The sequence below is a fragment of the Streptomyces sp. NPDC043896 genome (assembly GCF_056435605.1).
The window spans coordinates 170,756-197,223 of record NZ_JBWKEE010000008.1 but is presented as its reverse complement, the minus strand read 5'-3'; the positions used below and the strand labels follow the sequence as shown (position 1 = coordinate 197,223).

25 protein-coding genes and 2 pseudogenes are annotated in these 26,468 nt (G+C 71.3%); 10 read left to right on the top strand and 17 right to left on the bottom strand.

The features are described from left to right. Positions 1 to 3 precede the first annotated feature (3 nt). Positions 4 to 594, top strand: coding sequence for a phosphatase PAP2 family protein (locus tag AC069X_RS14295; RefSeq protein ID WP_478728479.1), 591 nt, complete (start codon positions 4 to 6; stop codon positions 592 to 594). Between the two features lie 60 nt (positions 595 to 654). On the opposite strand, the gene AC069X_RS14290 is transcribed toward AC069X_RS14295, so the two are convergent. Next, complete coding sequence (locus tag AC069X_RS14290) at positions 655 to 1,599, bottom strand: hypothetical protein (protein WP_478728477.1); 945 nt, start codon at positions 1,597 to 1,599, stop codon at positions 655 to 657. Positions 1,600 to 1,860: 261 nt separating this feature from the next. Next, complete coding sequence (locus AC069X_RS14285; protein ID WP_478728475.1) at positions 1,861 to 2,067, bottom strand: DNA-binding protein; 207 nt, start codon at positions 2,065 to 2,067, stop codon at positions 1,861 to 1,863. Positions 2,068 to 2,251: 184 nt separating this feature from the next. On the opposite strand from AC069X_RS14285, the gene AC069X_RS14280 reads away from it, so the two are divergent. Next, positions 2,252 to 3,847: a tyrosine-type recombinase/integrase gene (locus AC069X_RS14280; protein WP_478728474.1), complete on the top strand. Its 1,596-nt coding sequence runs from the start codon at positions 2,252 to 2,254 to the stop codon at positions 3,845 to 3,847. Positions 3,848 to 3,974: 127 nt separating this feature from the next. Here the strand turns inward: AC069X_RS14280 and AC069X_RS14275 are convergent. After that, positions 3,975 to 4,160, bottom strand: a pseudogene (locus AC069X_RS14275) (type II toxin-antitoxin system PemK/MazF family toxin); the annotation flags it as partial. 185 nt (positions 4,161 to 4,345) lie between these two features. Between AC069X_RS14275 and AC069X_RS14270 the strand changes: the two are divergent. Together AC069X_RS14270 and AC069X_RS14265 are read left to right on the top strand one after the other, a co-directional pair. After that, positions 4,346 to 5,008, top strand: coding sequence for a GOLPH3/VPS74 family protein (locus tag AC069X_RS14270; RefSeq protein ID WP_478728472.1), 663 nt, complete (start codon positions 4,346 to 4,348; stop codon positions 5,006 to 5,008). Positions 5,009 to 5,089: 81 nt separating this feature from the next. Further along, complete coding sequence (locus AC069X_RS14265; protein WP_478728470.1) at positions 5,090 to 5,995, top strand: hypothetical protein; 906 nt, start codon at positions 5,090 to 5,092, stop codon at positions 5,993 to 5,995. Positions 5,996 to 6,049: 54 nt separating this feature from the next. On the opposite strand, the gene AC069X_RS14260 is transcribed toward AC069X_RS14265, so the two are convergent. After that, positions 6,050 to 6,316, bottom strand: a complete 267-nt coding sequence (locus AC069X_RS14260) for a hypothetical protein (RefSeq protein WP_478728469.1) — start codon at positions 6,314 to 6,316, stop codon at positions 6,050 to 6,052. A 263-nt stretch (positions 6,317 to 6,579) separates the two neighbouring features. Continuing rightward, entirely contained in the window at positions 6,580 to 7,824 is a 1,245-nt protein-coding gene (locus tag AC069X_RS14255) for an MFS transporter (protein ID WP_478728467.1), read from the bottom strand. Between the two features lie 210 nt (positions 7,825 to 8,034). Between AC069X_RS14255 and AC069X_RS14250 the strand changes: the two genes are divergently transcribed. The 5 genes from AC069X_RS14250 (at position 8,035) to AC069X_RS14230 (ending at position 14,145) form a co-directional block, all read left to right on the top strand. After that, the gene (locus tag AC069X_RS14250) at positions 8,035 to 9,081 is read left to right on the top strand and encodes a LacI family DNA-binding transcriptional regulator (RefSeq protein ID WP_478728466.1); all 1,047 of its coding nucleotides are present in this window, start codon (positions 8,035 to 8,037) and stop codon (positions 9,079 to 9,081) included. 304 nt (positions 9,082 to 9,385) lie between these two features. After that, positions 9,386 to 10,585 carry a thiolase family protein gene (locus AC069X_RS14245; RefSeq protein ID WP_478728464.1) on the top strand — a complete coding sequence of 400 codons (1,200 nt, stop codon included), beginning with the start codon at positions 9,386 to 9,388 and terminating at the stop codon, positions 10,583 to 10,585. Positions 10,586 to 10,752: 167 nt separating this feature from the next. Further along, a complete protein-coding gene (locus AC069X_RS14240) occupies positions 10,753 to 12,192 on the top strand; it encodes an aldehyde dehydrogenase family protein (RefSeq protein WP_478728463.1) in 1,440 nt (479 codons plus the stop codon). An 80-nt stretch (positions 12,193 to 12,272) separates the two neighbouring features. Continuing rightward, the gene (locus tag AC069X_RS14235) at positions 12,273 to 12,665 is read left to right on the top strand and encodes a thioredoxin family protein (protein WP_478728461.1); all 393 of its coding nucleotides are present in this window, start codon (positions 12,273 to 12,275) and stop codon (positions 12,663 to 12,665) included. A 43-nt stretch (positions 12,666 to 12,708) separates the two neighbouring features. Continuing rightward, entirely contained in the window at positions 12,709 to 14,145 is a 1,437-nt protein-coding gene (locus AC069X_RS14230; protein ID WP_478728459.1) for a dihydrolipoyl dehydrogenase family protein, read from the top strand. Positions 14,146 to 14,191: 46 nt separating this feature from the next. Here AC069X_RS14230 and AC069X_RS14225 read toward each other — a convergent pair. From AC069X_RS14225 to AC069X_RS14195, 7 genes and pseudogenes are all read right to left on the bottom strand, one after another. Further along, positions 14,192 to 14,833, bottom strand: a pseudogene (locus AC069X_RS14225) (phosphoribosyltransferase); the annotation flags it as partial. Between the two features lie 102 nt (positions 14,834 to 14,935). After that, positions 14,936 to 15,271, bottom strand: a complete 336-nt coding sequence (locus AC069X_RS14220; RefSeq protein ID WP_478728457.1) for a DUF2087 domain-containing protein — start codon at positions 15,269 to 15,271, stop codon at positions 14,936 to 14,938. Between the two features lie 95 nt (positions 15,272 to 15,366). Then, a complete protein-coding gene (locus tag AC069X_RS14215) occupies positions 15,367 to 16,017 on the bottom strand; it encodes a hypothetical protein (protein WP_478728455.1) in 651 nt (216 codons plus the stop codon). Further along, positions 16,014 to 16,451, bottom strand: a complete 438-nt coding sequence (locus tag AC069X_RS14210; protein ID WP_478728454.1) for a DUF6114 domain-containing protein — start codon at positions 16,449 to 16,451, stop codon at positions 16,014 to 16,016. The genes AC069X_RS14215 and AC069X_RS14210 overlap by 4 nt, the downstream gene beginning before the upstream one ends. Further along, positions 16,442 to 16,999, bottom strand: a complete 558-nt coding sequence (locus tag AC069X_RS14205; protein ID WP_478728774.1) for a DUF6230 family protein — start codon at positions 16,997 to 16,999, stop codon at positions 16,442 to 16,444. The genes AC069X_RS14210 and AC069X_RS14205 overlap by 10 nt, the downstream gene beginning before the upstream one ends. A gap of 217 nt (positions 17,000 to 17,216) precedes the next feature. After that, on the bottom strand, positions 17,217 to 18,011 hold the full coding sequence (locus AC069X_RS14200; RefSeq protein ID WP_478728452.1) for a MerR family transcriptional regulator: 795 nt from the start codon (positions 18,009 to 18,011) through the stop codon (positions 17,217 to 17,219). 40 nt (positions 18,012 to 18,051) lie between these two features. After that, on the bottom strand, positions 18,052 to 19,245 hold the full coding sequence (locus AC069X_RS14195) for a methyltransferase (RefSeq protein WP_478728772.1): 1,194 nt from the start codon (positions 19,243 to 19,245) through the stop codon (positions 18,052 to 18,054). Between the two features lie 125 nt (positions 19,246 to 19,370). Between AC069X_RS14195 and AC069X_RS14190 the strand changes: the two genes are divergently transcribed. Beyond that, positions 19,371 to 20,336 (top strand): pirin family protein, encoded by a 966-nt coding sequence (locus AC069X_RS14190; RefSeq protein ID WP_478728450.1) that lies wholly within the window; start codon positions 19,371 to 19,373, stop codon positions 20,334 to 20,336. 585 nt (positions 20,337 to 20,921) lie between these two features. Here AC069X_RS14190 and AC069X_RS14185 read toward each other — a convergent pair. The 5 genes from AC069X_RS14185 to AC069X_RS14165 form a co-directional block, all read right to left on the bottom strand. Next, positions 20,922 to 21,233: an NUDIX hydrolase gene (locus tag AC069X_RS14185; protein WP_478728448.1), complete on the bottom strand. Its 312-nt coding sequence runs from the start codon at positions 21,231 to 21,233 to the stop codon at positions 20,922 to 20,924. A gap of 70 nt (positions 21,234 to 21,303) precedes the next feature. Beyond that, complete coding sequence (locus AC069X_RS14180) at positions 21,304 to 23,523, bottom strand: hypothetical protein (RefSeq protein ID WP_478728446.1); 2,220 nt, start codon at positions 23,521 to 23,523, stop codon at positions 21,304 to 21,306. Between the two features lie 76 nt (positions 23,524 to 23,599). Next, the gene (locus AC069X_RS14175; RefSeq protein ID WP_478728444.1) at positions 23,600 to 24,817 is read right to left on the bottom strand and encodes a hypothetical protein; all 1,218 of its coding nucleotides are present in this window, start codon (positions 24,815 to 24,817) and stop codon (positions 23,600 to 23,602) included. 347 nt (positions 24,818 to 25,164) lie between these two features. Continuing rightward, positions 25,165 to 25,596: an NUDIX hydrolase gene (locus AC069X_RS14170; protein ID WP_478728443.1), complete on the bottom strand. Its 432-nt coding sequence runs from the start codon at positions 25,594 to 25,596 to the stop codon at positions 25,165 to 25,167. Between the two features lie 4 nt (positions 25,597 to 25,600). Further along, positions 25,601 to 25,846, bottom strand: coding sequence for a hypothetical protein (locus tag AC069X_RS14165; protein WP_478728441.1), 246 nt, complete (start codon positions 25,844 to 25,846; stop codon positions 25,601 to 25,603). Positions 25,847 to 26,468 lie beyond the last annotated feature (622 nt).

Here is a 26,468-nt window from a genome sequence, read left to right as displayed (position 1 = left end):
GACGTGACAGTGACGACACGAACCAGAGGCCCACTCGCCGTCCTGGGGACCGACGTCCTCGAACCCCGCACCTGGATCATCGCCGTGACCCTGCTGATGGGCTGGCACGCCGGCCGACTGCCGGGAGTGGCATGGGGCCTGATTGCCGCATTTCTGTGCGCGGTCGTTCCCATGCTGTGGATCAAATGGGGCCAGCGACGCGGCTACTGGGGCGACCGCCACGTCCGCCGCCGCCAAGACCGTCTGATCGTCCTGCCCGGCGTCATCGTGTCGGTGGCGACCTGCATCACGCTCATGATCACCCTCGACGCGCCGCGCGAGATGACCGCGGTCGTACTGGCGATGCTCGCCACGCTCATAGCGATCCTGGCGATCACCACCGTCTGGAAGGTCAGCGTGCACACGGCCGTCGCCTCCGGAGCCGTCGTGCTGACTGCTCTCGCCTACGGCCCGTGGGTACTCGCGGCCTACCCCCTGGTGTGGCTCGTCGGCTGGTCCCGGGTCGCCGTCCGGGATCACACCCTCGCTCAGGTCCTGGTCGGCACTGCTCTCGGCGCCAGCGTCGCAGGCGCCGTCTACACCTGGCTGAGCTGATCCGAAGAACCATGACGGGCCCGACCATGCACCGGTCGGGCCCGTCATGCCGTATCCGCCTCAGACGGCCGAGGTGCGCCAGTCGATCCGGATGCGACCGTGCGGGTCGTGCCCACGACCCCCACCCGAGGCAAGGACGTGGACCTTCGTCACGGACAACATGATCAGTGCCCGCTGGGAGGCACGCGGGGCAGAGTTCCACCACGAAACGACATCGTGCGCATCCGCCAGCGGGACGCCGGCGATCTGGTCCAGGAACCGCAACCGGGTCCGAGCGGCCGCAAGGTCGTCCTTGGTTGCCTTCTCCGCTGCCTTATAGGCGCTTAGGAGCATCTGCTGCCGCATGGCCTTCAGGGCGGCGAATCGCTCGTCACTGCTCTCGATGTGAGCCCGGAGCCGATCGGCTTCATCCCGGGCATCCTGCTGGAGCCGGAGCAGCGCCTCATGCTGCCCCGGGCGCAGCATGTCCGCGAGGACTTCCTCGGCCACCGCGCCTTCAAGTCTGGCGGCATCCATGCGGATCTTGCCGCAGGAAGCCCTGTGCTCGGTCGGAGGCAGGCAGCGGTAGCCCGGCGCAGCCTCAGAGTGCACCCGCCCGCCGGAGAGGTCGTAGCCACACTCGTCGCAGTCGGACAGGCCCTTGGTGAGGAGGTAGTCGTAGGCGTCGCGCCGCTCGGCGGGCTCCCCACGGATCTCGGAGCGCGCCGCCAGCAGGGCGCGGTACTCCTCAGGGGTCAGGACAGTCTCCCCGAAGCCCTCGATCGGACGGCCGTCACTGTCCAGGCCGGCCATCCGAGGGTTGGAGAGCGTCTTCATCAGAGTCTCGCCGCGCCAGAGTCCGCCGCGAACCGTACGGCCACCCTCCCGGTTGACCCACTCGGCCACGGCGTTCTGTGCCTCGGGCGGATTGACCACCGAGAGCCGTGACGCTGCGCGCCGCAGGAACTGCGCCTCGGCGGGGACGAGTCCACCCCCGCCGTTGGCGTATCCGCACAGCCTCGCCATGTCCCGCTGCTCTCCGATCGATCCCGCCCTGATCGCCTATCGATGAGGTGCCGATCTCTATCTAATAGGCCAACGCCTGTCATTCCCAACTCTCGACTCACCGTCAGTCTTCTGACTGAGGCATACCGGCAGGTGAGCGCCCCCGAGGAAGGCGGCTGTGTGACTGGGATCTCATCGGATCGGAGGGCGGTCACGCTGCCGAAAGCGTCCGGACGCGGGGCGGTCGGGTTCCGCTTCTGGTGGGCAGCCTCTCTGAATAGGTCACCGTGAATCTGATGGGCGCACGCCAAGCGCATCCCAAAGTGACGCTGTCGCAACCCTGCGTGTCGCACCTAGTGGGATCACCTGTGCGGGGAAGCGGTCCGCCTTGATCAGCTCGTACGCCTTGTCCTTGCCGATGCCCAAGGCGCGCGCCGCAGTGCTCACGCTCACGGCCGGCGGAAGCGCCAGCAGCTCGGTCATGGTCATCGGAGCCGACCGTGCGCCGTGGGCCTGTCGCCCCTTGTCGGCAAGAGCAGATGAGGACATAGATGGACACATCCTTCTTCCCCGCGCCACCTGACCAGAAGCCTACGGTGCCCAAGGAGGCGTCCCGCTCGCTACAGAAAGATGAGGACACGTAAGGACAACCAACACCATCCGGGGGAACGTCATGTTCAGCGGCAGCATCTACAAGCGGTGCAAGTGCACCGAACCGAAACTCGACGACGCCGGGCAGCCGGTCTTGGACTCCAACGGCAACCCCAAGACTCGCGAGCTCGGAACCCGCTGCCCTGAACTGAAGAAGAGAGACCACGGCAGTTGGTACTACTACGTCAACCTTCCCGACGGCCCCCGCGGTGAACGCCGACGGCCCCGCAAAGGCGGCTTCCTCACCCGCGCGGCAGCACAGCATGCGGCACAGAAGCTCTGGAGTGAGGCAAACCACGGGATCAGGGTCGAGTCCCGCGAGACCGTCGAGCAGTTTCTGCGACGTTGGCTGAGTAACCGAGTCGACCTCAAGAGGAAAACTCGATGCGACTACGCCGACTTCATCGAGCGCCTCTACATCCCAGCCCTCGGCCAGCTCACCATGCGTGAACTCAGGACCCGCCACATCCAGGCGATGTTCGAAGACATCTGGGCCTACAACAAGGTCAAAGAGGCGAATCGCCTCCACGCGGAACAGGCCCAGGCAGCTTGCGAGGCTGCTCGCCAGGCGTGGCGGCAGGCTCCAAGGCCCAGGCCCCCGGAACTGCGCCAGCGGTGGGACGAAGCCAAAGAGGACCTCAAGGAGGCCCGCACCCAGCCTCGCCAGGACACAGGGCCTGGGACGCAGAAGAGGATCCTCGACGCGCTCTCTGCCGCCCTCAAGGCCGCTGTGATGGAGAAGCTCATCACAGAGAACTGGGCTGACGAAGTCGTGATCCCCAAGTACGAAAAGCCTCGGGCACTCGTGTGGACAGACGAGCGCGTGGCGCGCTGGCGCGAGACAGGCGAGAGGCCGAGCTCCGTCATGGTCTGGACCCCTGAACTCACCGGCCAGTTCCTGGACGCCGCCGCTGGCCACCGCATGTACGTGATGTGGCACCTACTGGTGTTCCGCGGCCCGCGCCGCGGCGAAGCAGCAGGGCTCACCTGGGCCGAGGTCGACATGGCGAAGGGGACAGCCAACATCGTGCAACAACTCGTCTCCGACACCTCGCACAAGCTCTTTGAGGAGACCCCCAAGAGTCGCAGCGGCCGTCGCACCATTGCCCTGGACTCCGCCACCCACGAATTGCTCAAGGTGTGGCGCGAAGTGCAGAAGGCCAAGCGGGTCAAGTGGGAAGCCAAGCACCAACAGAACCCAGAGAAGTACGGCCCGTACGTCGACAGCGGCTACGTCTTCACCCAGGACAACGGAGCCCCCTGGCACCCGGACAACGTGTCCAAGGTCTTCGACAGGCTGCTGAAACGCCTAAACATGCCGCCCGTTCGACTCCACGACCTTCGGCACTGCGCGGCATCGCTCAGCCTGGCAGCCGGCCTGTCCATGAAGGCCATCCAGGCGCTCCTCGGGCACGCGACGTTCGCGCTGACCGCCGACACCTACTCCACCCTTATGCCGCAATTCGAGAAGGAGGCAGCCGACGCTCCCGTTGCCCTTGTGCCGCGAGCGCAGTCGCAGCACACGACAAGCGGCGCCTCATCCCAGTCCGCAGCCAGACATGAGCTCAGGCTCATCGAAGGAAGCGCGGAAGTAAACGAGGGCTGGACGGCCGCTTAGCCTGATGTCCCCCGTTTGTCCCCCGGACACAACGAAATGGCCTCCCGGAGAGTCTTCCGGGAGGCCATTTCGGTTCGTATTTGCAGGTCAGGGGACAAGCGAGTGATCGGCGGCGTATTGGGTGGCAGTCGTTCTCCTCGAAGGGGACCCAGGTCCACACGATCTCGCCGGGGTCCGGATCCCCGTCCGGATCGGGCGCGTACTCGGTGCGGACCCGACCGATGGCGCGCGGATCGGCCTCGGTGGTGGCGGTGAGGCCGTCCCGGCCGGGCTGCTCGACGTGGCTGCTGCCGTGGTGCGAAAGTGCCGTCATGGCGGCGAGGTTAGTGGTTCGCGCCCCCTCCGCGTGCCGGGCGTGGCCGCGCGCCGCCCCCTCCGCACCGCCCTGTTGACGCGGTCCCGCCGCGCCCGCGCGAGCACCGGCGCGGCGGGGAACTTCTCCCGGCCCCGGGGCGTCTCACCTGCTGAGAAGCGGATCACGGACGCGGGGGCAACGACATGGCGATCACACTGGCCGAGGAGGTCGTCCTGCTGTCGCTGGACGACGAGTCGGGCTCGGCACAGCAGTGGCAGGCGACGGGATGGGCCGTGGCGGGCGGGCTCCTGCTCGAACTGGTCCTGGCCGAAAGGGTTTCGGTCAGCGGCAAGCGCCTCGAACTGACGGACCGGGCTCCGACCGGCGAGCCGCTGCTCGACGGCCGGATGGACCTGATGGCCACCTGGCTGGGCGGGCGCGGCAGGCACCAGGTGACCGACTGGCTGTCGAAGGACCAGCCCAAGGGCGTCGCGGCGGCCGTGGCGCGCCTCTGCGAGCGCGGGGTGGTCGTGGAGCAGAAGCGCAAGGTGCTCGGCATGTTCCCGGTGCGCCGCTACCCGGAAGCCGACGGCACGCCCGAGCGCGAACTGCGCGCCCGGCTCCGGGCCGTCGTGCTGGACGGCGAGGAGCCGGACATCCGCACGGCCGGCCTCATCGCCCTCATCCACTCCGCCGGACTGCACGGCCTGGCCTTCCCCGACGGCCCGAGCGAGCCGGTGGCCGCGCGGATGGCGGAGATAGCCGACGGCCAGTGGGCGGCCGACGGCGTCCGCTCCGCCATCCGGGACACCCAGGCGGCGATGGCGGCGCTCGCCCTGATGACGACGGTCATCGTCCTCACCTGAGGCCCGCCCGCGGGCCGCGTCGGCTCCACCCCGCCCCAGCCGGGCCCGCCCGAAGGCTCCACACCCCCTGGTGTGCGGCGCATGGACGCCGCCGTACTCGACCGCCGTACCCGCACGCACCGGGAGTGCGTGCCGTCCGACCTCGTCGAGCGGCTCCTCGCACTCGGCCATGCCGGGATCGTGCGCGCGCAGGCCCTGGCCGGGGACGGCGACTGGTTCTGCGCCCGCGCCTGGGCACGGCGCCTCGCCGGCCAGGACCGGACGGAGGAGGCCCTCGCCGTGCTGGCCCCGTACGTCGCGACGGGCTGGTACACGGCGGCGGAGGAAGCCGCCGCGCTGCTCGACGCGGCGGGCAGCGGCGAGGAGGCCATCGGCCTCCTGCACCCCTTCGCGCGGGACGGGGAACGGCACGCCCTGCGGGCGCTGGCACCGCTGCTGGTTCGCCACGGCAGGGGGGAGGAGGCGTACGCCCTGCTCCTGCCGCACACCGCGGACTGGTACCTGGCCGAGCCGCTGGCCGACACCGCCGTCGCACTGGGCCGGGGCGACGAGGTCGTGCGGCTGCTGGCGGACCGGCTCGAACCGGGCCGCCCGTGCGGGCGGTGCGGCAGCCCGGAGTGCGGTGCGCGCGACGTGCAGCCGTTCAACGCGGCGACCCTGCTGGCGTCCGTCCGCGAGCGGCAGGGCCGCACGGACGAGGCGTTCGAGATGCTGTACGCGTACGGCCCGGCCCCCGTGAACGGCCGGGACCGCTCGCCGAACTCCTCGTACGGCACGGCCGGATCGACGAACTCCGCACCCTCGCGGCCGACGGCGAGCACCCGGCGGCGGTCCGGCGGCCGGCGGAACTCCTGGAAGAACGGGGGGACGTGGCGGGCGCCGTCGAGGTCTACCGGCCGCACGTGGAACGGAACCGGGGGCACGCGCGGCCCCGGCTCGCGGAACTGCTCGCCCGGCACGGCCGGGGCGGCGAGGCCGTCGAGGTGATGCGGGCGGGGGACAGCGCCGACGACGGCGCGCTGGACCAGCTGTGCGGACTGTTCATCGCCGAGGGCCGGGCAGGCCGAGGAGGGCCTCGCCCACCTGGACGCCCTCAAGTCCCCTCGCGGCAAGGAGGAATGGGAGCTGTTCCGGCTGCGCGGCCCGCTGCCGGCGGCCTGCGGACGGCTGGACGAGGCGGCCGGGCAGGCCCGCGCGCACCCCGAGGGCGAGCGCCCGTACCCGGTGGAGGAGCTGGCCCGGCTGCTGGCCGGCGCCGGCCGCCCGGAGGAAGCCGTCGCCCTCCTGGAGGCGGACCCCGCGGAACACCGGGAGACCCTCGGGCCCCTCCTGGTGGAACTGGGCCGCGCCGACGAGGCCGTCACCCTGCTGAGCACCCCGTTCCCCCCGCCCCGCGGCTCCGGGCCACGGAGTACGGCGACCGCCCGCCCTTCCAGCGCTCTGACCGGAAGGGTGCACCGGGCCGCGGCGCCCGGCACGGCACCTCGCGGCGTTGCCGGACCACGGGAGTACGCCCCGTACGAGCCGTGCCCCTCCGCCTCGCGACGTACCGCACCGGACCTCCCTCTGGCTCAGCGGACGCCGCGGATCGGCCGTACCGCCAGCGCGCCCGCCACGGCGAGCACGGCGGCGACGACGAACAGGGCCGTGTAGCCGCCGCTCAGCGAGACGACGACGGAGGCGACGAAGGGGGCGACGATCTGCGGCCCGGCGTTCGCGATGTTGAGCACGCCCATGTCCCGCGCCGCGTCCTCCGCCGCCGGCAGGACCATCGTCACCAGCGCGGTGTCCACGGCCATGTAGCAGCCGAACGCCAGCCCGTTGACCACGGAGAAGGCGAGCATCGCGGGCCAGCTCGCCGACAACGCGGGGATGACCAGCGCCACCGCCGACAGCAGGGCCGAGGCCCCGACGAACAGCTTGCGCCGGTCCAGCCGGTCCGAGAGCCAGCCGCCCGCCACCGTGGAGACGACCATCGCCACGCTCGTCAGCGGCATCAGCAGGGCGATCGCCGCCTCCGGTGCCATCCCTTCGGGCAGCACGGTGTGGTCCTGGAGGATGTACAGCTGGTAGCCGCTCACCGCGAAGTAGCCGAGCACGAGCAGCGCCCGCCCGATGAAGGCCCAGCGGAAGTCGTGGTCGCGCAGGGCTCCGGCGAAGGCGGCCAGCTGGGCCCGCACGGGCAGCGGCGCGCGCGCCGGGAGCGGACGCTCGCGGGTGCACGCCGTGAACAGGACGGCCGCGCCCGCCACGATCGCGCCGAACACCAGGTAACCGGTGCGGAAGTCCTCGGAGAAGGCCGCCCCGGCCAGGGCGCCCAGGACCGAGCCGAAGGGGAGGCCGAGCCCGACCGCCGCCGAGGCCTTGCCCCGGGCGCCCACCGGCACCCGGTCGGGCACCACGGAGGTGATGGCGGCCTGGTAGACGTTCATCACGGCCTGGCCGAGACACCAGGCGATGGTGATCAGCAGGATCGTGTCCGCCAGCCCGAGCAGCAGCATCGCCGGCACCGCGGCCAGCCCGCCGCCGAGGATCCACGGGTTGCGCCGCCCGCTGCGGTCGGACAGGGCGCCGGCGACCGGGTTGAACACGGTGGCGAAGACCGCGGAAACGCCCGCGATCAGGCCGAAGTTGGCGACCTTGTCGGCCGGGTCCACGCGCTCCACCTGGAGCGCCAGCAGGATGCCGGCGACGCCGACGTAGAGGGCGTACATCGCGGTGTTGCCGACGAGCAGCAGCGGCAGCAGGCCGCGTTCGTCGGAGGGTCCGTCGGGGGTGGCGGCGGCGGTGCCGGTGCCGTGGGAGGAAAGAGCCATGGTGCCCTCCTGGGCAGGGGTGGAGGGTGCGCGCCGCCCCGCCGCGGTGGCGGGGTGCGAAGAGGTGCGAGGGGGCGGCGGCACGTCGGGGGAGGGGGCCGGCGAGGAGCTGGTTACACGTGTCACTGAAACGAGTAAGCACTGTGTAGCATCCGTTTCCGGCCAACCGCCAGCCCCCGTGCGCAATCGGTCTGGAAAGATGCCACGGCCATGTCTGACTCACCGAACCCCCCGGGCCGGCCCGCGCCGGCCACCCCACCCGCCCCCGCACCCGTGCCGACCAGCGCCGACGTCGCCCGGCTCGCGGGCGTCTCCCGCGCCACGGTCTCGTACGTCCTGAACAACGCCGAAGCCGTGCGCATCAGCGAGCCGACACGGCGCAGGGTCCGCGAAGCCGCCGAGGAACTGGGCTACGTACCCCACGCCGCCGCCCGCAGCCTGCGTGCCGGACACACCCGCATCGTGCTGCTCCCCACCTCCCACGTGCCGGTCGGGCCGCTCTACAGCCGCTTCCTCGACGAACTCCAGCGCGCCCTGCGCCGCCTGGACTACACGGTGGTCCAGTACGGCAGCCTCGGTCTCGGCGGCGACGAGGCCGCCCGCGCCTGGGCGGAACTGCGGCCCGTGGCGGTGATCTCCCTGGGGGAGATCGCGCTGTCCGCGCAGAACGTGGCCACCCTCAAACGCGCCGGAGCGCGCGCGGTGATCACCCTGGGCCCGGACACGGTGCCGGGGGCGCACGCGCTGGTCATGGACCAGGCGGAGGTCGGCGCCCGCGCCGCCGCCCACCTCGTGGAACGCGGCCGCCGCCGGATCGGGGTGGTCGTACCCGAGGAGGACGGCCTGGACCTGTTCTCCGCGCCCCGCCTCGCCGGCGCCGCCTCGGTGCCGGGCACGGAGGCGGTACGGGCCCTGCCGCTGGCCTACACGGAGGAGTCGGCGGCGGCGCTGGCCGCGCGGTGGGGGGCGCTCGGGCTGGACGGGGTGTTCGCGTACAACGACGAGTACGCGATGCTGCTGATGCGGGCCCTGGAGGACGCGGGACTGCGGATCCCCGGGGACGTGGCGGTGATCGGCGCGGACGACCTGCTGCTCGGGCGGCTGCTGCGGCCGAGGCTGAGCACGGTGCGGATCGAGATGCCGACGGGGGAGCGGCTGGCGGGGTTGGTGGACGCGGCGGTACGGGATCCTTCGCGGATCACGGAGCGGCACGACCTGATGTCGGCGGTGGCGGTGCCGCGCGATTCGACGCCCTGACAGGTGGGCCCGTCCGCGGGTGGGTGTGCCGCTGCGCGGGCTGGTTCCCCCACCCGCCCCCGCCCGGCAGCCACCCCACCCGCACCCAGCCGCCTGGCAGGGGCACCGCCCGGCGGGGCAGGCACGGCACCCTCACCCCGCCAACCGGCCGGGGCGACGGCAACCGCAGGGGCCCGTTGACAGGCGGTGATGCCGCGGCGGAGACTGCGGGCGCGCCCCACCGGGCGCGCCCGGGGGTGTGTCCCGGTGCCCACACCGGCACCGGCCCGCCGCCGACCGTACGGAGCCGCCCAGGAGAGCCCCCATGAGCATCCGCACCGTCCGCGACGTCTACGTCGTCGACGCCGTCCGCACCCCGATCGGCAAGTTCGGCGGAGCCCTGGCCGGGGTCCGCCCCGACGACCTCGCCGCGCACGTCGTGCGCGCGCTGGTGGACCGTACGCCCGACCTCGACCCCGCCCGCATCGACGACGTCGTCTTCGGCGACGCGAACGGCGCCGGCGAGGACAACCGCGACGTCGCGCGGATGGCGGTGCTGCTCGCCGGGCTGCCGGTCGGCGTCCCCGGTGTGACCGTCAACCGCCTCTGCGGATCCGGCCTCGAAGCCGTCATCCAGGCGGCCCGCGCCATCGCGCTGGGTGACGCCTCCGTCGCCATCGCCGGCGGCGTGGAGTCGATGAGCCGCGCCCCCTGGGTGGTGCAGAAGCCCGAGCGCGCCTTCCCGGCCGGGCACCAGCAGATGTGGTCCACGACCCTCGGCTGGCGGATGACCAACCCCCTCATGCCCGCCGAGTGGACCGTCTCCCTCGGCGAGGGTGCCGAGCTCGTCGCCGAGAAGCACGGCATCACCCGCGAGGCACAGGACGCCTTCGCCCTGGAGAGCCACCGCAAGGCCGCGGCCGCCTGGGCCGGCGGCCTGTACGACGACGAGGTCGTCCCCTTCCCCGGAGTGGAACTCCCGCGCGACGAGTGCATCCGCGAGAACTCCACCCCCGAGGCGCTCGCCCGCCTCAAGCCGGCCTTCCGGACGGACGGTTCGGGTACCGTCACGGCCGCCAACGCCTCCCCCCTCAACGACGGCGCGGCGGCCCTGCTGCTCACCGACGAGGAGGGCCTGGCGGCCACGGGCCGCGAACCGCTCGCCCGGATCAGCGCCTCCGCCGTCACCGGCATCGAGCCGCAGCTCTTCGGGCTCGGTCCGGTCGACGCCGTGGAGCGGGCCCTCGGCAAGGCGGGCCGCTCCCTCGCGGACCTGGCCGCCTTCGAGCTGAACGAGGCCTTCGCCGCACAGGCGTTGGGCTGTCTGGCGGCCTGGCCGGAGCTGGACCCCGCCGTGGTCAACCCGCGCGGCGGTGCCATCGCCCTCGGCCACCCCCTCGGCGCGTCGGGCGCCCGGCTGGCCGGTTCGGTGGCGCACCAGCTGGCGGCGGCCGGTTCGGGCACCGGCATGGCGGCGCTGTGCATCGGCGTGGGCCAGGGCATCGCCCTCGTCCTGGAGCGCTGACTCTCTCGGCACACCGCCCTGGCAGACCCCCGTCGATCGTTTCCGGTCACGGGGGTTCGTCAACTGCCCAATAACAGAACAGAGATGACGTCCCCGGTCTGGCACGATGGCGCCTGCTGCCGCCCCCCCCGCCCCGCCCGCCCATCCCCACCCGGAGGCCACGCGCCATGCCGCTGCTCGATCCGACCCTCTGGCAGGACGGACCCACACTCACCGGCGGTACCGCCCCCGTCGTCGAACCGGCGACCGGCCGTACCCTCGCCACCGTCGACCTCGCCGCCCCCGCCGACGTCGCGGAGGCGGCCGTACGGGCCGGGGCCGCGCAGCTCGACTGGGCGCGGGCCACGCACCTGGAGCGGGCGGCCGTACTGCGGCGCGCCGGCGACCTGTTCTCGGTCCACGCGGACGAGCTGCGGGAGTGGCTGGTCCGGGAGTCCGGCTCCATCCCCGGCAAGGCGGACTTCGAACTGCACGTCGCCGCCCAGGAGTGCTACGAGGCCGCCGCTCTGGCCTCGCGCCCGGCCGGGCAAGTGCTGCAGAGCGAGGCCCCGAGGCTCTCCTTCACCCGCCGGGTCCCGGCCGGGGTGGTCGGGGTGGTCGCGCCGTTCAACGCGCCGCTGATCCTGTCCATACGGTCGGTCGCCCCCGCGCTCGCGCTCGGCAACGCCGTCCTGCTCAAGCCGGACCGCCGCACCGCCGTCAGCGGCGGCCTCGCCCTGGCCGCCGTCTTCGCGGCGGCCGGACTCCCGGCCGGGCTGCTGCACGTGCTGCCCGGCGGGGCCGGGACGGGGGCCGCGGTGGTCGCGGACCCGCGCGTACGGGTGGTCTCCTTCACCGGGTCCACCGCGGCAGGCCGGGCCGTCGGCGAGCTCGCGGGCCGCCACCTCAAGCGGGCGCACCTGGAGCTGGGCGGCAACTCGGCCCTCGTCGTCCTCGCCGACGCCGACGTCGAGGCGGCCGTCGCGCAGGCCTCCTGGGGCTCCTTCTTCCACCAGGGCCAGATCTGCATGACCGCCGGCCGGCACCTCGTCCACACCTCCCTGTACGACGAGTACGTGGAACGGCTCGCCGCCCGCGCCGAGGCCCTCGCCGTCGGGGACCCCTTCCGCGAGCGCGTGCACCTGGGGCCGCTGCTCGACCGGACCCAGCTGGAACGGGTCCACGGCCTGGTCGGGGCGAGCGTCGAGCAGGGCGCGAAGCTCGTCGCGGGCGGCACCCACCGGGACCTTTTCTACCGGCCGACCGTGCTGGCGGGCGTGGCCGACGACACCCCGGCCTACGCCGAGGAGGTCTTCGGCCCGGTGGCGCCCGTACGCTCCTTCGCGACCGAGGACGAGGCGGTGGAGCTGGCCTCGGCCGGGCCGTACGGGCTCTCCCTGGGCATCGTCACCGGCGACGCGGCGCACGGCCTGGAGCTGGCGCGGCGGATACCGACCGGCATCGCGCACGTCAACGACCAGACCGTCAACGACGAGGCGGTGGCCCCCTTCGGCGGGGTCGGCGCCTCCGGCACGGGGGCCCGGTTCGGGGGCGAGGCCAACCTGGACGCCTTCACCGAGCTGCGCTGGACCACGGCCCGCACCACCCCGCCCGGTCACCCGTTCTAGTGCTTGACGCCCGGAGCCGGAATGCCGCGGTGCAGCCGTTCGTTCCAGCAGGACACCCGTAAACAGGAGGTCTGGACACCGTGGCTACTGTCGAGCTCACCAAGGAGAACTTCGACGAGACGGTCAGCGAGAACCCGTTCGTGCTGATCGACTTCTGGGCGGGCTGGTGCCGCCCCTGCCTCCAGTTCGCCCCGGTCTACGAGAAGGCCTCCGAGGCCAACCCCGACCTGCTCTTCGCCAAGGTCGACACCGAGGCCCAGCAGGAGCTGGCCGCGGCCTTCTCGATCACCTCGATCCCGACGCTGATGATCGTCCGGGACCAGGTGGCGATCTTCGCGCAGCCCGGAGCACTGCCGGAGGCCGCGCTCACCGACATCATCGGCCAGGCCCGCGCCCTCGACATGGACGAGGTACGGGCGAAGATCGCCGAGGCGGCGAAGGGGGCCGCGGAGCCCGGCGCGCCGGAAGCCTGACATTGCCGGACACGGCCCCGGCCGTGCGGTGACACTGGACCGCATGACCGAAGCCGTGGAGTACGACGTCGTGGTGCTCGGCGGGGGACCGGCCGGCGAGAACATCGTCGACCGGACCCGCGCCGCGGGGCTGAGCACGGCCCTGGTGGAGAGCGAGCTCGTCGGCGGCGAGTGCTCGTACTGGGCCTGCGTCCCCAGCAAGGCCCTGCTGCGCCCGGCGCTCGCCCGCGCCGACGCCCGCCGGGTGCCGGGGCTCGCGGAGGCCGTGCGGGGGCCGCTCGACTCCGCGGCGGTCTTCGCGCACCGCGACTACTGGACGGGCCACTGGAAGGACGACGGCCAGCTGGACTGGCTCGAATCCATCGGAGCCCACCTCTACCGGGGCCACGGCCGCCTCTACGGCATCCGCAAGGTCGCCGTGACCAGCCCCGAGGGCGTGCACCACGTCCTCTCCGCCCGGTACGCCGTGGTCGTCGCCACCGGCAGCCGGGCCGTGGTCCCGGACCTGCCCGGGCTCGCCGGAGCCGGGGCGTGGACCAGTCGTGAGGCCACCTCCGCCCGGGAAGTACCGGCCCGGCTGCTGATCGTCGGCGGTTCGGTGGTGGCCGCCGAGATGGCCACCGCCTGGCAGGCCCTCGGCTCGCAGGTCACCGTGCTGGTGCGGGGCTCCGGGCTGCTGCCCCGGATGGAGCCCTTCGCCGGGGAGCTGGTCGCCGAAGCCCTGACCGAGGCCGGCGCGGTGGTCCGTACCGGGGTGGCGGTGGAGGCGGTCGTGCGGGACGGCCCGGCCGGCCCGGTCACCTTGGTCCTTGAGGGCGGCGAGCTGCTGGAGGGCGACGAGCTGCTGATGGCGACCGGCCGCGCGCCCCGGACCGAGGACATCGGCCTGGACACCGTCGGGCTGACCCCCGGCGACTGGATCCCGGTCGACGAGACCTGCCGGGTCACCGGCCACGACTGGCTCTACGCCGTGGGGGACGTCAACCACCGCGCGCTCCTCACCCACCAGGGCAAGTACCAGGCCCGTATCGCGGGCGCCGCCATCGCCGCCCGGGCGGCCGACCCGGGCGCCCCGGCCCTCGACACCGGCCGCTGGGGCGCGCACGCGGCCACCGCCGACACCGCCGCCCTCCCGCAGGCCGTCTTCACCGACCCGGAGGCCGCGGCGGTCGGCCTCACGCTCGCCGAGGCGGAACGGGCGGGCCACCGGGTCCGTGCCGTCGACCACGACCTCGGCAAGGTCTCCGGCGCGGGCCTGTACGCCGACGGCTACCGGGGCCGGGCCCGGATGGTCGTCGACCTCGACCGGCGGGTGCTGCTGGGCGCCACCTTCGTCGGTCCTGGCGCCGCCGAGCTGCTGCACGCGGCGACCGTCGCCGTCGCGGGGGAGGTGCCGGTCGACCGGCTGTGGCACGCGGTCCCGGCCTTCCCGACCATCAGCGAGGTCTGGCTGCGGCTCCTGGAGGCCTTCCGGGGCTGACCCCGAGGCCCCGGAGTGACCCGGCGCCGCTTCGTACTCACTCCGGCTCCGGCGGGGCCGCCGCCCGCGCGAGTACGGCGACCACCTCCTCGTCCGGGGTCTGGGAGAAGTCCCGGTACCACTCCCCGACCGCGCGGAACGCGGGCGGGGACGACAGGCACACCACCTCGTCCGCCGGCCCGCGCAGCCACGCGACCGCGTCCGGCGGGGCCACCGGAACGGCCAGGACGACCCGTGCCGCGCCCGAGGCGCGCGCGATCTCGCAGGCGGCCGCGGCCGTGGCGCCGGTGGCGATCCCGTCGTCGACCACGATCACCGTGCGGCCGTCGAGCGGCACCCGGGCCCGCCCCTCGCGGAACCGGTGCGCCCGCCGCTCCAGCTCCGCCTCCTCGGCGTGCTCGACCTCGGCCAGCTCCGCCGCCGAGGCGCGGCTGCGGCCCAGGACGTCCTCGTTGATGACGCGCACCCCGCCCTCGCCGATGGCGCCGAAGCCCAGCTCACGGTGGTGCGGGACGCCGAGTTTGCGGACGACGATCACGTCCAGGGGAGCGCCCAGTGCCCGTGCCACCTCGAAGGCCACGGGCACGCCGCCGCGCGGCAGCCCGAGTACGACGGGGTCTTCTTTTCGAAGGTCCCGCAGCGCGTCCGCGAGACGCCGTCCCGCGTCCGCGCGGTCGGTGAAGATCACAGCGGCTCACCCCGTTCCGGGCGTCCCCTTCGAACGAACCCCATCGGCGGGCCGCGCGCAACCGGAGCCCGCCGGAGAGCGGACGGGAGCGAGCCGGCGCCCCTACCGGGTGGTGACCGCCCGGCGGTAGCTGCTGCCGTCGCGGGTCCGGGTGAGCCGGCCGGAGGTGATCAGATGGCGGCGCAGCGCGGAGCAGTCCTCGTGCACGGTCCGCAGCGCCTCGTTGACCTCGGGCTCGGAGTACTCCCGGCCGGCCGCGAACAGGGTCTCGCTGAGGTGCTCCAGCAGCTGCTCGCGCCGGGCGGCCTTGCGGGGGATGGCGATGAGACGTCCGCCGGAGAAGAGGTCGGCGACCCCGCGTCGCGGTGCCTGGTCCGCGGATTCCCTCTGGTCGGTGCCGTGTTGACCGGTGCTGTGCCGATCGGTGTTCTGTGACATGCCCCGAGCTTCGCCCGGGGCCGCCGGGCCGTGCAACGCGTTTTCCCCCGCTCTCCGGGACGGCCCGGGGAGCGGGGGACGCGGGGCGGGAGCCGTCAGGGCGTGACGGTGATCTGCTGGGAGGGGTCGGTGACGTCGGTGACCTTGTAGACCGCGTTGAAGGTGGACGTGGTCGCGCTGGTCGGGCAGCCGAAGCCGCCGGTGACGGTGACCGGGACGGTCGCGTTGGTGAAGGTGAGGCTCGACGGCGCGCCGTTCGCCCAGTTCCCCGGGACGGTCGCCGCCCCGGCGGGCGCCGCGGTGACGGTGCAGTTGGCCAGACCGGTGGTCTGGAGGACGAGCCCGCCGGCCGGAACGGTCATGGTCGCGGTGACCGGGGAACCGTTCTGCATGGACACCGCCCAGGCGCCGCTCGTCGTCACCGTCGGGGTCACGCCCGGCATGCTGGACGTACAGGAGCTGTAGGTCGGCGGGGAGATGGGCGAGGAGACGGGGCCCGCCGGGTTCTGGTTGCCGGGGGCGGCCGGCACCGAGCCGGTGGACACGGAGACCGTGCAGGTCACCGTGACCGAACCGGCCTTGAGGGTGGCCTTCCCGCTGAGGGTGGCCTTGAAGGCGTGCCCGGCCGGGGTGACGGTGGTCGACCCGGCCGCCGGTAACGGCGCGGCGGTGGCGGAGGCCGAGGCCACCGTCAGAGCTGCCGCGGCGGCCATCCCGAGGGCGAACGCGGTACGCGTACGGCTCATGGCTGTGCTCCTTGGGGATCGGGGTGCGGAGTGGGGGAGTTCCCGGCGGGGGAGGGCCGGGCGGGGGCGGCGGAGCCCCCGGCGCGCGGGTCGGCGTACGGCTGCCAGGCGAAGACCATGCCGCCGCCGACGATGCCGAGCAGGGTGCCGATCAGGAACCCGCCGAGGTTCGACAGGACCAGAGCGGCGGTGGCGACGAGGGTGGTGAGGATCCCGGCGAGGGTGCGCTGGGCGGGGGAGAACCAGGCGGTGAGACCGAGGATGATCATGACGAGGCCCATCAGGACGGACGGGATCCCCGCCACACCCTGCTGGAGCATGATCTTCAGGGGGGCCAGCGGCAGCACGCTGATCCACACCCCCGCCAGAACGGCGAAGAGGCCGCCCCAGAAGGGCCTGCCGCGCCGCCACCGCCGCCAGCGGCTCAGAAGCATTCCTTCTTGCCCTTGCTGATGTTCATGCTCAGCCCGGAAAGCTTGAAGGTGCCGGCGTTGGTCGCCCACGCCGTCTGCTGGAGACTGCTGATGCTGACCTTGTCCGCCTGCTGGGCGAACAGGTCCTGCATGCCCTGCGCCTCGGCCGGGCCCTTGTCGAGGGTGGAGGCGTCGCGCCCGATCTCGATGTTCGTGAACTCCGCGTCACCGGCGAGCTGGGTGGCGTCCACGAACAGGTTGGCGGCCTCGACGGGGGCCTTCTTGCCGGCGGTCAGGTTGAGGGAGATGTCCCCGATGACCGGCAGGCTGGTGACCACCGACTGGCAGAGGTCGTGGAGCTTCGCCTCCTTGATGGCGGTGACCGCCACCGGGATCAGCTCCTGGCGGGCGTTGACGTCGACACTGCCGTACTGGGCGAAGCCCTCGCCCTCCAGGCTCTGTGCCGACACCTTGAACTGCTGCCCCGACACCGCGAAGGAGGCGGCGAGCGCTCCCTCCGCGAGGGCGATGCCGAGGCCGGCGGTGACCGCGACGGCGGGCGCGGTCAGCAGCGCGAACCTGCGCCAGCGGACCCGGCCGCCGTCTCTGACGAGCTCGTCACCGGGCGGCTCCGGGGAGGAGCCGGGCCCGGGTTCCGATAAGTTCGGTGAATCTGCCATGAGATGGTCCTTATCTCGGCTGTGCACCTTTGTCACCGACGAGTTGAATGTAAGAGTGCCAATGGTGGTTGGCAAGGTTGTGCGAGTGCACCCTTTAGGCCGACTCCTACTGCTCCGTACGCAGCAGTTCGGCTACCTCCGCCTCCACCCGGCGCCCCATCGCCCGCGCGAACTCCGTGGCCACCACCTCGCCCGCCACCGGCCGCAGGGCCGAAACCGCCTCCCGCACGTGATCCAGCTGGCTGGCCGAAAGCCGCCCCAGCCCCTCCGCGCCGATCACGTGCCGCCGGAACAGCGCAACGAACCGGTCCGCCAGCGCCGCCGCCTGCACCTGCACGAAGTCCCCCGCGTCCAGGATGTCCCCCAGCGGCACCCCCTGCCGCACCAGTGCCACCGTCGCCTCCAGCAGCCGCCGGCTCGGATACGTGACCAGCTCGCCGTCCAGGCGTACGTAGCCCAGCTCGGCCGCCCGCCGGGTGTGCTCGGCGGTAGCCCCCGGGCCGAACAGCTCGCGCAGCTCGGCCCGGGTCATGGTCACCGGCTCCTCCTGCACCCAGTCCCGGGTCATCTCCCGCTCCAGGCCCAGGAGTTGGGAGAGCCCGCCGCCGTGCTCCCAGGCGGCCAGCAGCTCGCCGATGCCGTTGACGGTGTACCCGCGCCCCAGCAGGTCGCTGATCAGCCGCAGCCGGGTCAGGTGGTCGTCGGAGTACCAGGCGATCCGGCCCTCCCGGCGCGGCGGCGGCAGCAGCCCGCGCTCCTGGTAGTAGCGCAGGTTGCGGACCTTGACCCCCGCCGCCCGGGCCACGTCCTCCCGGCGGTAGCGCCGCCCCCCGCCCGTGCCGTCCGCCGTGCCGTCCGTCCCGTCGCCGGCCCTGCCGTCCGTCTGCGCCTCGGTGCTCACGCGGCCGAGTGTAGGACCTACCGGCGGGTGTACCGGCAGGTCACATGGGGCGGGGCCGCGCCTCGCGCTTGACGGCCCGCAGCACGACGAACCTCGGTTCGCTCGCGGCGACTTCACAGTTGCCGAAGAGGCGCTTCAGGTGCGTGTGGTAGCCCATGTGCCGGTTGGCGACCACCCACAGCTCCCCGCCCGGGCGCAGCGCCTTGCGGGACTGCGCGAACATGCGCAGCGCCGTCGCGTCCGTCGTCGCCTGGTGCGAGTGGAAGGGCGGGTTGTTGAGGATCAGGTCCACCGAGGAGGGCGCCAGCATGGCCACGCCGTCGCCGACGAGGAACTCCGCCGTCCGCCGGCCCGGGCGGACGTTGGCCTCGTACGTGGCCCGCGCCGAGGCGACCGCCTGGTAGGACTCGTCGGTGAAGACCACCTCGGCGTCCGGGTCGGCGACCTGCACGGCCGTCCCGACGACACCGTTGCCGCAGCCCAGGTCCACGACGCGGGCCCCGTCGGTGTTGGTCGGGATGCTCTGGAGGAAGAAGCGCGTACCGACGTCCAGCCGGTCCGCGCAGAAGATCCCGGCGTGGTTGACCGTCTTCAGCCCGGCCCCCGAGCCGCCGTCCTCGTCCACCGTGTAGGTCACCGGCCACGGCGAGGCGCCCGCGGCGGCCAGGACCGCCGGATCGGGGGTGCAGAAGATCAGCCGGGCCTTCTTCTCCGCGAGGGAGGTCCGCGTCGGCCCGAGGATCTTCTCGAAGAGGTTCAGGGTGGAGGTGTGGATCTCCTTGACCATGCCGGTGCCCACGACGACGGTGCCCTCGTGCACGTGCGGGGCCAGCCGGTGCAGCTGGTCCTCCAGCAGCGCCAGGCTCTTGGGGACCCGGACGAGGAGTACGTCGATCCGCGCGGGCGGCGCGTCCCGCGTGGTCAGCAGGGTCACCGTGGACTTCGCGGTGCCGATCCCGGCCCGGTCGAGGTTCCCCTCGGTGGCCGCCCGGGCCAGCGCGGAGTCGGCGATCTGCGTCGGGTGGTAGGCGGCCAGGGCCGTCGTCAGCGCGCCCCAGCGGTCGCCGACGACCGTGATCTGCCCGGCGCCGGCCAGGTCCACCGGGCCGCGCTCGCCGGTACCGGCGTCGAGGTGGCGCAGCAGGTACTCGTCGGCGGCGTCCCAGGCTCGGAGCCGGTCGCGGGGGTCGGCGGGGAAGCGGGTGAGTTCGTAGGAGCCGAAAGGCGTGGTCAGGCGGTTCATATCGGGACCCAGGCTAGCCGAGACGGCCCGCTGTCCGTGTCGGGCCGCACTCGGCGCCCTGACATTCCGCGCGAAGGAGCAGCGCCGCCCCACCCGCACGCCGCTAAGTTGGCGGCATGAGCAATCTCGATCGCCAGCCCGCTCTCTCCGCCTGCGGCGGCCGCGGCTTCGTCGTGGCCGAGCCCGTACGCGAGCTCCTCAGCCCGCGCACGGTCAAGCTCGGGGAGTCCACCGAGGTCCGCCGACTCCTGCCGAACCTGGGCCGCCGCATGGTGGGCGCCTGGTGCTTCGTCGACCACTACGGCCCGGACGACATCGCGGAAGAACCCGGCATGCAGGTGGCCCCCCACCCGCACGCCGGCCTGCAGACCGTGAGCTGGCTGCACGAGGGCGAGGTCCTGCACCGCGACAGCGTCGGCAGCCTCGCCACGATCCGCCCGCGCGAGCTGGGCCTGATGACCTCCGGCCGGGGCATCAGCCACTCCGAGGAGAGCCCGCGCCCCCACGCCCGCTTCCTGCACGGCGCCCAGCTGTGGGTGGCCCTCCCCGACGCCCACCGCGACGTCGCCCCGCACTTCCAGCACCACGCGGACCTCCCGCGGGTCACGGCCCCCGGCCTGGACGCGACGGTCATCCTGGGCACCCTGGACACGGCGGCCTCCCCCGGCACCGCGTACACCCCCATCGTCGGCGCGGACCTCGCCCTGACGGCCGGCGCCGAGACCCGCCTCCCGCTGGACCCGGACTTCGAGTACGCGGTCCTGTCGATGTCCGGCGAAGCCCACGTCGACGGCGTCCCGGTCCTCCCGGGCTCGATGCTCTACCTGGGCTGCGGCCGCACCGAACTCCCCCTGCGCGCGGCCTCGGACGCGGGCCTGATGCTGCTGGGAGGGGAGCCGTTCGAGGAGGAGATCGTGATGTTCTGGAACTGGATCGGGCGGTCACACGATGATATCGCGCAGGCCCGCGAAGACTGGATGAACGGGTCGAGATTCGGTGAAGTGAAGGGATACGACGGGCCTCCGCTTCCTGCCCCGGAGCTCCCGCCGACGCACCTGAAGCCCAGAGGGAGAGTGCGTTGACCTGCTTGTTCATGTGGGGCGAGGGTCGGGTGTGGTGGTTGGCCCCGACCCTCCACTTATGACTTAGCCGGGGAGGTCGCTGGACGCGGTGCGAGAACCTCTCGTGCCGACGGTCGAGTCTCACGTGTCGCAGGCTGTCACCAAGTTTGGTCGGACGGATGCTGACCTTTTGCTGACTTTACTGACGAGTAGTTAGATTCCCCTGCGCGTTAGGTAAGTCCTCTTGCCCGCGAAGGGCAGTGCCGGCTGCCGCTGCGCCGCCGGTTCCTGCGGTCGCGACTTTGGATCCGGCCCGCTGTGCGATTCGTCGATGAAGTGTGCGTGGCAGATCTTGTGCACAAGTGACAACGCCTTGCCTGTCCGGTCCCTCCCCCAGGCCGTGCCGGAACACCGTGTGCATGCCGGAGGTCTACGGGTCCGAGGCGACTGGATGCTCGCGCGGGGCGGCCTCTCTGAGATCGTGTGACCGCGTCCACGGGCCCTACATCCCACCGGTGTGTGGGCCGCCAGGAGAGGGCGCCGCCCATGGACTGCCGCTGCGGGGTGCCGAGCGTTCTCGCCCTGGCAGCCGCAGTCAGGATCGGACTACGACGTCCAGGTATCGCTGGACCGGCTTGAAGAGTCCTTACGGGTGTACCGCGGGATCCCCGGCAGGGTCACCCACGCGACCTCGGCGATTTCATCGGCGTCCGCCACATTGCGCGGTCCCACCGGCCCCTCGCAGGCCGTGTATGACACTTGCCGGCCGGTAAGGGGATGGCCCCGATCGCCCAGTGGCGCAACAGCGACCACGTCCACGCCGGCCTCCTCCTTCGCCTCGCGGGCGGCGCCTTCCTCGCAGGTCTCGCCCGGTTCGAGATGCTCACCAGGCTGATGGCGCCGGTTCCGCTTGAACACGGCACCCTGAAGCGTCGCGCGGCGACGTCGCCTGATGCCCTGCGCCAGGGGGCGCCCATAGCGGGGCGAGTTACGGCTTTCGTCGCCGGCTTTGTCGCGCCCGTGCCTGGGCCTCAACCTGGCGGTCCCGTTCGCTGCGCGCTTCCGCCAGACGAGGCCGGAGGTCGGGTTCATGCAGGACGAGAAGTTCGAGACCTGCCATTTTGCACTGTTCCCGGGCTTCCTTCAGGAGCGGCTCGGGGATGATGTCAATTGCCGCCATGACGTGCACGTCGGCCTTGAGGCGGTGGCTGAGTTCGACGTCACGGCTAATCTGGCCTTCCTTGGCGAACTCGGAGGCGCTGACCTTCGCCTCGCCTGCGAGGACCTTTCCCTCGTAGACACCGAAGATGTCGACTTCGTTCGTGTCGCCATCTTCGAAGACAACGTCGACGCCGGGGAGGAAGTGTGAATCGGGGGCACGTTCCTTCAGGGCGGCGACGACGAGCAGGTGGGTGAGCACACCGTTGTCAACGGCTCGGTCGATGAACCCGTTGAGGCGATACATGATCTCGACGGACTTACCGTTGTCCCGCCCGTACCGATCCGGTGCCGAGCAGGCAGGGCAGACGGCCTGGCCGGTGCTCGCTTGTAGAGGGATGAAGCTGTGTAGTCTGCACTGCTCGCAGTCCAGTCCAAGCCCGCGCTCGGCCCACCCCTGCTCACACGCCCTCTCGAGAGCGGGAGTCACCTGTTGGGGCCGCCAGTTGTTCAGGGCGTTCGTAGCGGAACGGAACTTCCGGTCCATGCGTCCACCGAATTCGCGGGCGAGCTCTTTGGCGTCCTCGAGCAGGATGCGCCCCGGAATGCGATGGTCCAGAGCCTTGATGAAGTGCTCGGTTCGCTCGGTCTTGAGGGCGGTGAGGGACTCCACAACGAGTAGGTCGAGAAGTGCACTGACGTCGGACTGCTGGGCGATGGTGACGCCGATCTTCCCCGGCGTCGACAGCTCGAATCGGTTGGCGGCTTCGCTCAGGAGCCGAGGTACGACCTCCACCAGCTTCGGGATGGTGAGGGTCAGCCGAGGCCAGTCCAGCCACGGCAGGGAAACGGGCATCTGTAGTTGGTCACCGTGCCAGGACGCCGGAAGTCGAATCTGACCCCGGCCTTGTTCCGTGATCATACGAGCGACCACGGGATGCTTTGGAAGACCGTTGAACGGCTCTCCGGCAAGACGGAGAAGACCGGCTGCCGGGGGCCGCAGGGTGACGGGTAGCTTGACGTCGAACCGGCTCGGCCCGGCGAACTGGTGGAAACCACTGCGCTTCATGGCACCCCACCGGCGATCGAAGAGCCATCCTGAAGAGACGTCCAGATTGATCGCGTAGGTCAGAGGCTCAGGAGCCTCAGCAAGACGGCTGTGGCGGAGTTCATGGTCGATCGATGCGACAAGACCGGCCTGATGCGCCGCTTCGTGCAGTTCATCCTCCGCAACGCTCTGACTGATGAAGACGACGTCCGGTTGAACTCGGAGCACCGAGTGGGCCTGTGCCAGCCGGATGTCGCGCGCGAAGTTGATCCAGTTCTTCGGCGCATCGTCGGGGAACAGCAAGAGGGGCATCTCGGTGTGTACGTGCAAGCGCAGAGCACGAGCATTCCAAAACCACAGGACGTCGGGCAGAGAGTCCGGCCGGGCAATGACCACAACGATCGGCAGCTCGTCATGCACGCTCTGACTTGAGCTTTGGTGTTCCTGAAAGCTGGCCATGCCTTGCTGTAGGGCCGTGGCGCCGGTGCTCTGTGCGGCGCCTAGGAGAGTGTCCTGCGCGGGGATCACGGGACTTTGGAATGCGGCTTCGTCTGGAGCGTCGTAGATGCCCGCCACTGCCACGGCCCACAGCGGTCCCTCCGGATCTGCCCGGAAGCAGGTGTCCGCTGCCGGACCGATCAGACTCTGGCAGGCAGCCTCAGGCCGGCTCGTGAACTGCCAGATTCCTGTCGAGCCCATGGCGTCGAGGGCCACGAGCGGAAGATTCCAGGAGTCGGCAAGTTCCTGAGCACGTCCAGGGTCGACGTTCACATTGACGAGCGCTTGGACATCCGCGACTCGGACCAGCTCCGCTGTCGCGACGGTGCCAGCATCCGTAGAGGCTTCGATGATCGGCTCGGTCATGCCGCCCCAGCGTTGGGTGGCCGCCCGCACCGCCGCCCGGAAACCGCTCGTGCTGCCTTCAGCGATGAGGTAGACCACCCTCGCGGGAAGAATGGCTACTTCGATGAGGCGGTGGCCAAGATACTCCTGGTGCTCCATTGAGCCACCCAACCAGAGTGCAGTTCGCGGCGTGGCCGGTTCGGCAGGCTTCGTTGGGCCCGAGGCTGTGGCCGCCTCACCGCCAAGGTGCCTGTTCGCGTTGTGCCTGTTGCCGCGCGGAGGCGGCGTCTGTGCGCGCCATGGACAGGAAGTGGGGGAGCCGCCCGGCTGCTTGGGTGTTCCACCAACAGTGGGCGTCGGGCGAGAACGCGGCCTTGGGGACGTTGTCGATGGCTTCTTGGTACACGGGGGGCGAGTCGTGCCACTCGGTGTCGCTGATCAACCGCAGGGATCGGCGCGAGAGACCATCAAGGAGGGTGAAGAGCCGGGGGACTGCCGTCAGACGGTGTTGGCTGGAGCCGGCCGGGCGGACACCGCCTGGATACTGGGTCCAGAGGAGGTACTGGGCCGGCCACGGAAGATCGATCCCCTCGCGTCCGTCGTAGGCCACGACCACCGGTTCGGCCATGGAAGCGGCGATGCCGGTGACCATTCCGCGCCCCGCGTGGTGCAGTTGATCGGTCAGCCTGACCACCCACGGTTCGTCCTGTAGGTCGCGCTTGATCGAACGCTCCAGGGCGGCGTACGCGCGCGCCCAACGTGCCGCGACTGGGGAGGCGTGGTCGTTCTGCTCGGCAGGAGTGAGACGCATCAGGGCGTTGAGCCAGCTCTCGCACCATCGGTCGAAGCCGGACTGGTAGCCATAGCGTGCCGTGCCCGATGACGAGGCCTTCACCTCCTGCGCGTCAAGGGCCCGCTCGCAGATCTCCTCCCAGGTCTCCTGCCAGGGCAGCCGGAACTTCCCGGGCCGGCGGCGTCGGAAGTCGGAGTCGAGGAGCGCGGCCGTCCCGATCAGGAGCAGCTCTTCCTGAGCCTTCCCGTTGCGGTAGGCGTCGGCATGGAGTTCTGCCAACCGATCACGCGCAGCGCCCAGTGCTGAGAGCGGCTTCCGTAGGAGGCGGTGGGCGTCTTTCGGGTTGCTCCAGTCCGGACCGTGGATCCCGAACGTGAGGACGTCGCAGTACGCCTCCAGGTCATGCCTGGAGGAGAGCCGGCCCGCGAGTGTCGCCAGTTCCTCCATGCGTGAGATCAGACGGCGGGCCTGCGTGTAGTAGTCGGGGAACGGGTTGGGGCAACGCCGGCACCCCCCGGGCTCCGGAACGTCGGCCATGCTGCCACGATCCGGCACCCGCAGGCTGACGTCAGCCCGCTGGGGAGAAGTACGGAACGCCCCGCACTCCGCCGACAGATGGAGCACCGAGCCGCTCGCCGTGTGCCACAGCGGTACGTCCATTCCCGCCAGCGGGCCCAATGGCACGTCGTGTGCCGTGGGAAGGGGTGCCTGGTCATGTGCTGCAACGCTCGCGGACACGCTCGTGAGCTCCTGCCTCGGGATGCCGAATGCGTACCGCACCAGCCTGTCGTACGTCTCAGCGCTATGGCGCGGCTTTCGCCGATCGAGTGACGGCGCCGAGGTCCGGTCCCGCTGGTGTGGCTCTACTGACCGGCTTTCGGCCTTGTGGTCCGGTGCGGTGGGAGGCCACGGCAAGAGGCGGGGATGGACGTTGGTGGAATCCAGTTCAAGGTCTCCGACGTGCGGGCGTGATCAAACAGCAGCGAATCGCGTCCTGGTAGCCGCGGTCAAGGTTGAAGGGCAGCGTCCAGGTATCGCTGGACCGGCTCGAAGAGTCCGTACGGGACGTATCGTGGGATCTCGGAGAGGGTCGCCCACGCGACCTCAGCGATTTCATCAGCGTCCGCCACATGCGCGGTCCCGCCGACTACTTCGCAGGCGGTGTACGACACATGCCTACCGGTGATCGGATGGATCCGCTCGCCCAGCTGGCCAACGACGGCCACGTCCAGGCCGGCCTCCTCCTTTGTCGCGCGGACGGCGGTCTCATCGAAGGACTCACCCGGTTCGACTTTGCCCGCCGGGAACTGCCATGAGAGTTGGCCCTCTACAACCCGTCGCCGTACGAGCAGTACTCGGCCTTCATGAACCACAACGGCCCCGGCAACGCGACGCTCAGGACCAGCATTGCCAGTCGGCGACGCCTCTCCGTCACTCACGGCATCATCCCTCGAAGAGCATTTCTTCCACCGCGGCCGGCGCCGCTGCCTCCTGCCGTGCGCGCTCGAACTCGAGCTGCCAGGCTCGCGCCTCGGCATAAGCAACGTGAACCATGCTGCCCGGACACAGCACCAATGACCGGGGCTCGATCTTGTGGTCCTTGACCGATCCGTACCCGATCCGTTTGGTAGGCAGCAAGGCGTGCGGAACGGAGCAAGAAGGGCATGGAGCCTTCGGGAGGGTCGCCATGTCACCAGGATGGCCTAACGAGCCCCGGCGTGGCAGGGAGCGCGCACTGCGGCACGTCGGCGGGCAGCTGGCATCCCTGGCGCATCCGGACGCGCTCACGTGGAGCACGCTGCACAGTGAGCCACGAGTGAGCGATCCGACCCCCTGTTCACCTTCGCACGGCTCGCTCGAGGTGCGACCGCGGGCAACCCGGACCGCCGGAACCAGTGGCAACGGCATGAACGTCCTTGCTATACCTGCGGAATGGCTGGCCAGGGGGAAGGCGGGACGGTGTGACACAGCCGTGGAAGATCATGCTGATCGTGGTCGGGGTGGCCTGCATCACGGCTACGCCGATGGTGTGGTTGCTGACCGGCCCAGGGACTGGGGAGTTGGTCGGGGCGTCGTTGCAGGTCGGCACCGGAGTCGCAGCGCTCGTGTGGGCGTGGTTGCAGCCGCGGCAGGGGAACTCGGCCACGGATTCCGGCCAGGCGAAGGCGTCCGGTGGTGGGTCGGCGCACACCGGGATCCGCAGGCCCGGTGGGGCGGGCACGGGATCGGCGCGGGTGGATCGGACTGGTGACGCGACGGCTGACGGGTCTGGCAGCAGTGCCGGTACCGGGATTGACTACAGCTAGTCTCG

Bases quoted from the DNA above. Each gene is read 5' to 3' on its own strand.
- AC069X_RS14210 (WP_478728454.1), bottom strand. From the start codon at position 16,451: ATGCTTCTGAGCCGCTGGCGGCGGTGGCGGCGCGGCAGGCCCTTCTGG.
- AC069X_RS14250 (WP_478728466.1), top strand. From the start codon at position 8,035: ATGTCTGACTCACCGAACCCCCCGGGCCGGCCCGCGCCGGCCACCCCA.
- AC069X_RS14245 (WP_478728464.1), top strand. From the start codon at position 9,386: ATGAGCATCCGCACCGTCCGCGACGTCTACGTCGTCGACGCCGTCCGC.
- AC069X_RS14270 (WP_478728472.1), top strand. From the start codon at position 4,346: ATGGCGATCACACTGGCCGAGGAGGTCGTCCTGCTGTCGCTGGACGAC.
- AC069X_RS14220 (WP_478728457.1), bottom strand. From the start codon at position 15,271: ATGTCACAGAACACCGATCGGCACAGCACCGGTCAACACGGCACCGAC.
- AC069X_RS14240 (WP_478728463.1), top strand. From the start codon at position 10,753: ATGCCGCTGCTCGATCCGACCCTCTGGCAGGACGGACCCACACTCACC.
- AC069X_RS14230 (WP_478728459.1), top strand. From the start codon at position 12,709: ATGACCGAAGCCGTGGAGTACGACGTCGTGGTGCTCGGCGGGGGACCG.
- AC069X_RS14285 (WP_478728475.1), bottom strand. From the start codon at position 2,067: ATGACCATGACCGAGCTGCTGGCGCTTCCGCCGGCCGTGAGCGTGAGC.
- AC069X_RS14175 (WP_478728444.1), bottom strand. From the start codon at position 24,817: ATGGACGTACCGCTGTGGCACACGGCGAGCGGCTCGGTGCTCCATCTG.
- AC069X_RS14190 (WP_478728450.1), top strand. From the start codon at position 19,371: ATGAGCAATCTCGATCGCCAGCCCGCTCTCTCCGCCTGCGGCGGCCGC.
- AC069X_RS14180 (WP_478728446.1), bottom strand. From the start codon at position 23,523: ATGGAGCACCAGGAGTATCTTGGCCACCGCCTCATCGAAGTAGCCATT.
- AC069X_RS14215 (WP_478728455.1), bottom strand. From the start codon at position 16,017: ATGAGCCGTACGCGTACCGCGTTCGCCCTCGGGATGGCCGCCGCGGCA.
- AC069X_RS14280 (WP_478728474.1), top strand. From the start codon at position 2,252: ATGTTCAGCGGCAGCATCTACAAGCGGTGCAAGTGCACCGAACCGAAA.
- AC069X_RS14290 (WP_478728477.1), bottom strand. From the start codon at position 1,599: ATGGCGAGGCTGTGCGGATACGCCAACGGCGGGGGTGGACTCGTCCCC.
- AC069X_RS14255 (WP_478728467.1), bottom strand. From the start codon at position 7,824: ATGGCTCTTTCCTCCCACGGCACCGGCACCGCCGCCGCCACCCCCGAC.
- AC069X_RS14265 (WP_478728470.1), top strand. From the start codon at position 5,090: ATGGACGCCGCCGTACTCGACCGCCGTACCCGCACGCACCGGGAGTGC.
- AC069X_RS14165 (WP_478728441.1), bottom strand. From the start codon at position 25,846: ATGGCGACCCTCCCGAAGGCTCCATGCCCTTCTTGCTCCGTTCCGCAC.